Genomic DNA, 7114 nt, shown 5'->3' with positions numbered 1-7114 from the left:
GTGCCGGCGCCGATTTCCGCGCGTCGTCCTGTCCGTCGCCTGCGCCGGGCGCGGAGCGGTGCCGGTGCAGCACCGATCGAGGTCAGCATGGACGGTATTTCGGTGCGGATCGGCCGAGGTGCCGACGCGACGCTGATCGCGGCGGTTCTGGACGCGCTGAAGGCCAGTCGGTGACGGGCTTGGGGCCCGACGCCGCTACCCGCGTGCTGGTCGCCACCCGGCCGGTGGATTTCCGCAAGGGGATGGATGGCCTGGCGGCACTGGTGACAGCCCAGCTCGGCGGCGATCCGTTCTCGGGCGTCGTCTATGTGTTCCGGGCCAAGAAGGCCGACCGGGTCAAGCTCGTTTGGTGGGACGGCACCGGCCTGTGCCTGATGGCCAAGAAGCTCGAGGCCGGTGCCTTCAGTTGGCCCTCGGTGCATGACGGCGTGATGCGACTGACCGCCGCCCAGCTCGGCGCCCTGCTCGAAGGTCTCGACTGGCGCCGCGTGCACCAGGCAAGACGGACCAAGGTTCCGCAGATTGCCGGCTAAGCGATTGAAGCTGCGATAAATTGACTCGGTTGTCCGCAAGCTCTCGACGCGCGTGCGCGCGCGTGATTCACTGCCTCCATCATGCTTGCCGAAGCTGATCTTCCCAACGATCCCGCAGTGCTTCGCACCATGATCGTGGCCGCCAGCGCCGAGACGGCACGGCTTATGGCGAAGGTAGAGCACGCGACGGCGGAGATAGAGCGCATCAATGCCGAAGCTGAGCGCAATGCCGTTGCCAAGGCTGAAGCCGATGCCGAGATCGCACGGCTGAGCAGCATCATTGCTGCCTTCGCGCGCCACCGCTTCGGGCCCCGCTCGGAGAAGCTCGACGAGGACCAGTTCGAGCTGGTGATGGAAGACCTCAGCATCGCCATCGCCAAGGTGGAAGCCAAGCTCGACGCTGCCAGTTCGACCAAGGCTCGCGCCGAGAAGCAGCGTCGCACCAACCGCGGCCAGCTGCCGGCACATCTCGAGCGCATCGACCAGTTGATCGATATCGAAGTGAAGCAGTGCGCCTGCTGCGGCGGTGCCCTGCACAGCATCGGGGAAGACGTCGCCGAGCGCCTCGACGTGGTGCCCGCAAGCTTCCGCGTGCTGGTGACGCGCCGCCCGCGCTATGCCTGCCGCGCCTGCGAAGGCGAGGTGGTGCAGGCCCCGGCGCCGCCGCGGATCGTCGAAGGTGGGCTGCCGACCGACACGCTGGTCGCGCAGGTTCTGGTCTCCAAGTACGCCGACCACCTGCCGCTTTACCGGCAGGCACAGATCTACGCCCGACAGGGCGTCAACCTCGATCGCTCGACGCTGGCCGACTGGGTGGGCCGGGCGGCTTGGTACCTGGCGCCACTGCGGGATCACCTGCTCGCCGTTTTGAAGCGAGGATCGCGGCTGTTTGCTGACGAGACGACGGCACCGGTGCTCGATCCCGGGCGACGACGCACCAAGACCGGGCAGATCTGGGCCTATGCCCGGGATGATCGACCATGGGGCGGTAGCGACCCGCCGGCGGTGGCGTTCCTCTACGCGCCCGATCGCAAGGCCGAGCGGCCCATCACCCATCTGTCAGGCTTCAGCGGTATCCTGCAGGTCGACGGCTATGCCGGCTACAACAAGCTTGGCCGTCGCAACCAGGTGGCGCTGGCGTTCTGCTGGGCGCATGTGCGCCGCAAGTTCTTCGAGCTCGCCAAGGCCGACGCATCACCAACGGCCACCGAGGCGCTGCAACTGATCAAGGCACTCTACGCCATCGAGGACGAGATCCGCGGGCAGGACGTCGAAGCACGCCGCGCTGTGCGACAAGAGAAGAGCAAGCCGATCGTCGACGCGCTGTTCCGACTGCTCGCCGCCCGGCTTCCCCTGGTCAGCGCCAAGAGCAAGCTCGCCGACGCCATCCGCTACGCTACCTCGCGCTGGACCGGCCTGACGCTATTCTTGGAAGACGGCCGCGCCGAGATGGATAGCAACACCGTCGAGCGGGCCATCCGTCCCATCGCCCTCAACCGCAAGAACGCCCTGTTCGCCGGCTCCGACGACGGCGGCGACAACTGGGCGATCATCGCCAGCCTGATCGAGACTGCCAAGCTCAACCGTGTCGATCCACTCGCCTGGCTTACCGACACGCTCGAACGCCTCGCCCGCGGCCACTCCAGCCAGAACCTCGATCAGCTCATGCCGTGGAACTTCAAGCCCTGAAGGGCCCCGGCACACCGCTTACGGATCTGACGCGGTTCGACGGGCTTCAGATTGGTGTCCTCGACGCCGCCGGCCGGCTCGCCGGGAAGGCGCGAGGCGTAGAAATAGTCGATTTCGGCGTCCTTGGAATTCAGCAGGTTGAAGATGCTCGCCGCAATCTCGTAGCGGCCAAAGCCATAGGCGAGGCGGCTATTGACCACGGTTGTCGGTTGCGACCTCACACTGTTGTCCTCGATCAATGCCACACTGCCGAAATGGCGAAGCCGAAGCGAGCCGGTGAAACCGCCCCGCTGGACCACGATGCCGCCGGCGATCACGCGCTCGATGGCGCCGGGAATACGGTTAACGTCGCGCGGCAGTTCGGTCAGCCGACCTTTCGAGAACGTGTATTCCGCGTCGAGGGCAAGCCATGGCGCCGGCTGGTAGAAGGCGCCGAATTCGACGCCCTTGCGGCGCGAAGGGCCTTGCGGCTCGGTGGTGCCGCCGTCTCCAACGAACAGCAGTTCTGATTGCAGGTCGAGCCACCAGCCGCTGGCGGTGATCGACAGGCCGTTCAAGGGTCGGAGGCGCACGCCGCCCTCATAGCCTTCGCCGCGCACCAGTGGCGCCACGCGGTCAGCGGCATGGCCATTGTTAGGATCGATGGTAATCGAGGTGCCGCGCGCATCGTTCGAATGGAAGCCCCGTCCGTAGTTGGCATAGAGTTCGACGGCGTCGACGGGCGTCCAGGCGACCGTAGCCTTCGGACTAAAGATCGTTGCCGTATCGGTTCCTGAATTGACTGCGAGGTCGGATGTGACATCGAAATTGTAGACGTCGCCGCGCGCACCGAGAATCACGCGCAGCCGATCGGTAGGGTGCAGCGTAGCTTCGCCGAAAATCGCCCCCGATCCCTGTTTCACATCGTCCTGCCGGACGGTCGAAAGCCGCGCGCGGGCTGCCGTGCGATACAGGCCGACTTCCGGGATGAAGTCGTACCGCCCTTCGGTGCCGAGCAGAAACTCGATGGACATGGCGTCGGCGCCTGCCTTGAAGGCCTTGGTGACACGGCCGCCGATCACGGTGCGGCGATCAGCTTGTTCGAATTCGTCGCCATTGACCGGATCGTCGAGCAGGTAGGTGAAGTTCGAGTAGAGCTTGAAGCGGTAGTGGTGCGCATAGGCCAGCACCAAAAGCGGCATGTTGCCATTTTGCGTCCAGTTCGAAACGACGCCGATGCGGGTGGTGCTCCCACCGAGATCGTTATCCAGAAATCCGAGCCGGCCGATGATCCCACTATCGATGGCGCGTTGCGGTACTTGCTCGGACGAATTGAAATCGACGTGGTATGCCGCGATGCTTGTGCGAAGCGTGCCATCGCCGAGCGGCACGGTGTATTTGCCAAAACCGCTGAATTGGCTGAGATTTTCAGTGAGGATGTAGCGCCCGTCATCGTGACGGGCTTCGACTGCGAGCAACAGGCTACCCTCGCCGAGCCTGGCGGTGCCGGTGCCGACGGCGCGCAGATAGGGCCCCGAGCCACCTTCGGCAGAAAGGCGTGTCGGGAGATTGTCGTAGGTACGGAAAGTCGCCGAGCCGGCGGTAGCGAAATCGCCAGCATCGGCGCGGTAGGGGCCCTTGGCATAATCGATGTATTCGATTGCCTCGGGGATGATGAAGTTGAGATCGAGATAGCCCTGGCCATGGCCGTGGCTGCGATAGTTGAGCGGCACGCCATCGAGGAATGCAGCGAAGTCGGTGCCGTGATCGAGGTTGAAGCCGCGCAGGAAATACTGATTGGCCTTGCCGCCGCCCGAATGCTGGGTCGCAATGAGGCCGGGCACAACCTCAAGCAGTTCCCCGGCGCGCTGCAGCGGACGAGTATTGAAATCGGCGCGGCCGACCCGGCCTTCGGACGCGGCATTGGCAGTGCCGACAAGATTGTTGGCGCGACCAAACACCGTGATCATCGGCGAAACTTCGATGGCTGCGGTTTCGGCAGCGATGAGCGGTGTGACCGGCGTTGCCAACAACATGGGGGTCGCTGAAACGAACAGACGCTTGAATACTCGACGCTGCATACTCAACATCCCGCTAAGCTAAACTTTTATGCAGAATTTCGTAAATCTGCATACACTCAAACGGTTTACGCGGACGATGTCGCGTCGGTTGCAATGGGTGACGCGCTGGTGAAAAAGATGCGCGCCGAGTCCGCGACCGAAGAGCCCAGAACCGGAGAAGCTTGTGAAACGCCTGACGATCTCGCTCGATGACACGCTGGCGGCAGAATTCGATGCGCTGCAGACAACACGCGGCTATGCCAGCCGTTCAGAAGCAGTGCGCGACCTGGTGCGCCGCACCGTTGACGCCGCCCGGCAAGCCGACGATGCAGGCACTTGGTGCGTCGCGAACCTGTCCTATGTCTATGATTATGAGGTGCGATCCTTGTCGTCACGGCTTCTGGAGCTGCAGCATGCCCATCACGATCTTGTCGTGGCGGTGACGAACGTGGCGCTCGATCACGACAGTTCGCTGGCGACGATGATCCTGCAAGGCCCGACGCGTGCTGTTCGTGCCCTTGGCAACGCCATCATCGCCGAGCGCGGGGTTCGATTCGGGGCAATGAACGTCATCATTGTTGCCCCCAATGACACCCATGACGATCCGCAGGCGCATCAGCACCATGGTCACCGCCATGCATCGCCGCATGGCGGCTGAACTATTGCGGCTTCGCGAAACCGAAACTCAGGCTGGAAAACACCGTGTCGAAATCAGCGTTCGGGTTGTCGATCGGTGCGGTCCAGATTACATTGAGCTGCCATTTCCCGCGTTGCGGCACGTTGAAAGCCACCCGCCCCTTCGCGTCGGTTAACCGCTGCGCCAGCGGCTCGGCATCCGAATCGAGATTATTTAGCTTGACGGTCGCACCCGAAAGCGGCTGACCTTCGTAAAGGATGAGCAGCGGCAACGCTTCGCCGGCCGTCAGATCATAGGGGTTTTTTTGCGGGACGATTTCGAGTTTGAGCCCCGTCGGCCGCGTCACGTGCGGCTGGACGCCAGCGTTTGTGCCCACTCCGATCAGCGTCTTGGCGCGCCGGCTGTAATATTCGCGGCCATCGGCTTGCGTCTGGCCGGCGCGCGCCCGCCAGGTGATCGCCGGCGTCAGCCCCTCGACTTTGAGATAGTCGTTGAAGCGGAGGGCGGGCAAGACACTGAGCGCGGGGCCGCTTTCGAGAACGACGACATGGGTCCCGGGCGTGCGAAATGCCAACTGCCCGTCGTCGTCTCCGGTTTGGGTATGCAGGATGGCGCGCTGGTCGGTGCTGCCGGTAGCGGAAATGACCGCGAAACGCCGCACCCGGTCAGTCGGGACGCCCCAGCGCTGGCGTGCGGTGCCATGCCCCACCAGCAGCGACAAGGGCACAGCCTCTCCGACGCCCACGACGTAGCGATCGGGCTGGATCCAGAAGTCATGCCCCAGCGCCGGGCTTCCAAGCCCCAGCAGCAACATCTTCAGCATCGTGATACGCATTTCAGGACTCCTGTCGCCGGCACGAGGTGGCGTGTCGCTTCTCTATACGCCTGGATCGCCCTTTCGGTTCTTTTCCTGCCGTCGCCAGCCTCCGCGCATTCGGGCACCGGCCTGCAAGGCGGGCTCGCCGCTGGCTTTGCGCACCCGTTTTCCGGCACCGATCACATGTTGGCGATGCTCTCTGTCGGCCTGTGGGGGGCCATCCTTGGTCGTCCCCTCATCACGCTGCTGCCCATGGTCTTCCCAGCCGTCATGGCTGTCGGCGGTGTGCTCGGGATCGCCGGCGTGCCCATTCCGCCGGTCGAACTCGGCATCGCGATGTCGGTCCTTGTCCTTGGCGGCCTGGTTCTCGGTGCCGTGCGTCCACCAATTTGGGCGGCGTGCATCATCGTCGCCTTTTTTGCGGTTTTCCATGGCTATGCCCATGGTCAGGAGCTGCCGTCGGCTGCGGATCCCGTTGGCTACAGTGCCGGTTTCGTCGTGGCGACGGGGTTTCTGCACCTAATCGGTATCGGAATTGGTACTATCAGGGATTGGCCCGGCGGTGCGAATGCGCTGCGCTGCGCAGGCGGGCTTGTTGCCCTTTGTGGCGCCCTGTTTCTGGGCCAGGCGTTATGACGGGCGAAAACTGGTCGCCTGTGCTGTTGCTGGTCGCCTCAGCCCTCGCGTTGACCATTGCGCCGGTGAAATTCAGATGGTCCGCGGCACTTGCGCTTGTAGTAAGCGCGGGTGTTGCCGCTCAGCTCACTTATCGGGAAGATTGGCAACCGATGATGCTGGCGGGATCTTGGATCAGTATTATACTAACCTCGCTTGCCGTTTATCGAACGCAGGACGCCTCACCTGTCCCATCGCTCGCGCTCGCTTTGAACGCCGGTTCCTGGATTGGAGCTGTCACCACAATAGGCGACAACGATTGGGATCTTGTTCGCGTCATGCCGTTCGTTCTGCTTCTGTTTCCAGCGGCGTGGATTGTCGCTCGAACGGCATTGATTGTCCTCAAGGTCTTGGCAAGTTGGCTAATTACAATTGCGATTATGGTATTAACGCTGCCGATCGTGACCACGCCTGGATACACTCCGGATCATATGGAATAGTCGTGCGACCAAAGTGTTTTGCTGGCCAACTAACACATCGTACGTCGACCGTTGATTTGACCAGAGGCAGATCTGGTTGCGGCATTCTGAAAAGGGGAGGGCGCTGTGAACCGCGCCGGGTTTGCCGGAGGCTGTTTGGTTTAAGTCATGCAACGATAGCCGATGTGCTGGTCATGGGATAGTAACGCTCCTCTGCTTCTGCGGGCGGGATGTTGCCGATGGGCTCGAGCAGCCGGCGGTGATTGAACCAGTCGACCCATTCGAGGGTCGCATATTCGACGGCT

7 protein-coding genes and 1 pseudogene are annotated in these 7114 nt (G+C 63.0%); 5 read left to right on the top strand and 3 right to left on the bottom strand.

Translation table 11 applies throughout. The features are described 5' to 3' along the window. The first annotated feature begins 170 nt into the window (after window positions 1–170). Both tnpB and tnpC read left to right on the top strand, forming a co-directional pair. Complete coding sequence (gene tnpB, locus FHS79_RS18240) at window positions 171–533, top strand: IS66 family insertion sequence element accessory protein TnpB (protein ID WP_184203239.1); 363 nt, start codon at window positions 171–173, stop codon at window positions 531–533. An 81-nt stretch (window positions 534–614) separates the two neighbouring features. Beyond that, window positions 615–2222 carry an IS66 family transposase gene (gene tnpC / locus FHS79_RS18235; RefSeq protein ID WP_207792451.1) on the top strand — a complete coding sequence of 536 codons (1608 nt, stop codon included), beginning with the start codon at window positions 615–617 and terminating at the stop codon, window positions 2220–2222. Here the strand turns inward: tnpC and FHS79_RS18230 are convergent. Next, a complete protein-coding gene (locus FHS79_RS18230) occupies window positions 2192–4237 on the bottom strand; it encodes a TonB-dependent receptor (RefSeq protein ID WP_184203237.1) in 2046 nt (681 codons plus the stop codon). The genes tnpC and FHS79_RS18230 overlap by 31 nt on opposite strands. Window positions 4238–4445: 208 nt before the next feature. Here FHS79_RS18230 and nikR point away from each other — a divergent pair, with 208 nt between their 5' ends. Next, window positions 4446–4919 (top strand): nickel-responsive transcriptional regulator NikR, encoded by a 474-nt coding sequence (gene nikR, locus FHS79_RS18225; RefSeq protein WP_184203236.1) that lies wholly within the window; start codon window positions 4446–4448, stop codon window positions 4917–4919. Window position 4920: 1 nt separating this feature from the next. Here nikR and FHS79_RS18220 read toward each other — a convergent pair whose 3' ends face one another. Beyond that, window positions 4921–5733 carry a DUF4198 domain-containing protein gene (locus FHS79_RS18220; RefSeq protein ID WP_184203234.1) on the bottom strand — a complete coding sequence of 271 codons (813 nt, stop codon included), beginning with the start codon at window positions 5731–5733 and terminating at the stop codon, window positions 4921–4923. On the opposite strand from FHS79_RS18220, the gene FHS79_RS18215 reads away from it, so the two are divergent. Together FHS79_RS18215 and FHS79_RS18210 are read left to right on the top strand one after the other, a co-directional pair. Beyond that, window positions 5674–6351 (top strand): HupE/UreJ family protein, encoded by a 678-nt coding sequence (locus tag FHS79_RS18215; RefSeq protein ID WP_184203232.1) that lies wholly within the window; start codon window positions 5674–5676, stop codon window positions 6349–6351. The two genes, FHS79_RS18220 and FHS79_RS18215, sit on opposite strands and share 60 nt — an antisense overlap. Then, window positions 6348–6830, top strand: a complete 483-nt coding sequence (locus tag FHS79_RS18210) for a hypothetical protein (RefSeq protein ID WP_184203230.1) — start codon at window positions 6348–6350, stop codon at window positions 6828–6830. Before FHS79_RS18215 ends, FHS79_RS18210 begins: the two co-directional genes overlap by 4 nt. Before the next feature lie 145 nt (window positions 6831–6975). Here FHS79_RS18210 and FHS79_RS18205 read toward each other — a convergent pair. After that, a pseudogene (locus FHS79_RS18205) lies at window positions 6976–7114 on the bottom strand (IS3 family transposase); the annotation flags it as partial.

Source organism: Polymorphobacter multimanifer (assembly GCF_014205635.1).
In the GTDB taxonomy this organism is placed as follows: Bacteria; Pseudomonadota; Alphaproteobacteria; order Sphingomonadales; family Sphingomonadaceae; genus Sandarakinorhabdus; species Sandarakinorhabdus multimanifer.
The sequence above is the reverse complement of the archived record's forward strand: the minus strand, read 5'-3'. Positions and strand labels throughout refer to the sequence as shown.